The 2068-nt window shown below is 61.8% G+C and carries 1 protein-coding gene; it reads right to left on the minus strand.

Features of this window, described 5'->3' with window-relative positions; all coding sequences use genetic code 11:
* Nucleotides 1–2068: tetratricopeptide repeat protein (locus tag BGIM_RS61310; RefSeq protein ID WP_162136248.1), on the minus strand; the 2068-nt coding region annotated here is incomplete at both ends.

A 2068-nucleotide genomic window follows, 5' to 3' on the forward strand; every position in this document is an offset into this window, starting at 1 on the left:
TTCCCCGGCCCAGTCGCTGACCGCCTGTTTGATGGCGAGGGCCTTGGCGAACCCGGCCCTCGCCTCCGCGTATTTCCCCTCGTTCACGTCGATGCTCGCCAAGTTGTGCCAGGTGGCGGCCTCTCCGGCCCGGTCGCCGATCGCCTGGTTGATGGCGAGGGCCTTGGCGAACCCGGCCCTCGCCTCTGCGTACTTCCCCTCGTTCACGTCGATGCTCGCCAACTGGTGCCACGCGGCGGCCTCTCCGGCCCGGTCGCCGATCGCCTGCCGAATGGCGAAAGCCTTGGCGAACCCGGCCCTCGCCTCCGCGTACTTCCCCTCTCTCAGGTCGATGCTCGCCAACTGGTGCCAGGCTTGACCATCTCGTTCAGACTCGGGAATTTCCATCAATAGTTTTCGTGCTTCTCTCCATTCGGCAATCCGTTCAAGCCTGCGAGATAAATGATACGTTGCCCACTGGAACTCTTCGCTCTGTTCAGCCCGTTTGGCATGGGCGCGACAGACAAGCAGTTCCACATCGACCGCGACTTGGAGTTCTTTCTCGCGGTCTTCTTCGTAACACTTTTTCCAAAACTTGGCCAACTTCCCATTGGCGGTTTTTCGATCTGGCGGTGACAATCGGGATTCCCCCGAGAGCCAGTCGCGAATCAGTCCCGGTGTTTGATATCTTGTCGGCAGATCCACATCGGTGAAGCGTTGCACCAAACCATAATTGGCGGCCTCGTCCGCTGCTTCTTGCGCGTCATCGGGCGATTGTCCGGCGAGTTGCGCCAGCCCGTCGGTTGGTAATGGGAGTTCGCTCACGGCCAGCAGGCTGGCCATGCGCTGGCTTGGCTCTGATAGCAGGGCGAACAACTTCGGCAGCATGATCTTTTCGCAATATGCTTGCCGTACATCCTCTAAGGGGGTGTCAGCCGGGATTTTGTCTTCCCAATCGGAGATGTCTCCCTTGGAGAGCCACGCCCGGACGGAAACCAAGAAGCCGGGCGTGCCGCCGAAGAGGGCGTGGAGTCGGTGAATCAAATCATCCTTGATCTCCCCGGATCGCATCCGGGCTTCGACTTTTGGCTCTCGCCGCAGGAACTTGCGGAGTTCAAATTCCCGCATCTCCGGGACGCCGTGGACGCACACATGCGGCAGGTCGTCCGGGGTGTCGTCTGGCCGGTATCGACAGGTGACGAGGAGGCGAGAACCGCCCGTCAGATTGCGGGTGAGAATGTGAAACGCAGTCCGAAGATCGGGGTCGGCGATGGTGTTGTCCGGGTTGAGGACGTCTTCAAAGTTGTCCATCACCAGCAACAGTTTCCGCTTTGACCATTCTTCCACGGCCAAGTTGACACGATCACTGACCGGGTGTTTGCCGTTGCAAATGGCCTCATAAGTGGTCGGTTCCTCTTTCATGAACGGACGGGCGAGCGCTGGCAACAACTTCTCCAAGAGGAACCATCGGCCGGCCTCGGCGGGCGTGGCGTGCTGGCCGGCCTTGATGGCATGGATGCCGAACCCGTCTGTTTTCAGGCGATTGGCCGTGCGGGTGGCGAGGGTGCTTTTCCCCATGCCGCCCATGCCCGTCAGCACGAGGACGCTGAACGCCCCTTCGCGGAACGGGGGAATCAATTGTTGCTGCTCGCGGCGACGGCCGACGAAGCCTTCCCGCAAGCCCTTGATTTCATCACCCAGCAGCATCGGTTCCGTCTTTGGGCCCTCATACTTGCGAGACGGGGCGGAACGGTCGATCAAGTCGGCGTCCGGCCCGGTCGCGTACAGCCGCGCGAGGGCAAAGGTGGCGTCCCACGGGGCATTTTTCCCGGCGGCGCGCTGGCCCGCCCGCCAGATGTCCTGCCGGGCTTTCGCGGTCGCCGCCGGGACGCGGTCCCCGGCGGCCAGATATTTGTAAAACGCTTCAGCAAACTGCGTGGCCATGTCGTCGGCGACGGATGCCCCCCAACCGAGGACGATGGGGACGCCGTTCGTCACGAAATGCCCGGCCAATCCCGTCGTGGCGGCCAGACCCGTTTTGCAGGCGTTCAAGAAAACGCAGCGCACCCCGTTGTTGAGGAAGGCACGA

The organism is Zavarzinella formosa DSM 19928, from assembly GCF_000255705.1.
Classification (GTDB): domain Bacteria; phylum Planctomycetota; class Planctomycetia; order Gemmatales; family Gemmataceae; genus Zavarzinella; species Zavarzinella formosa.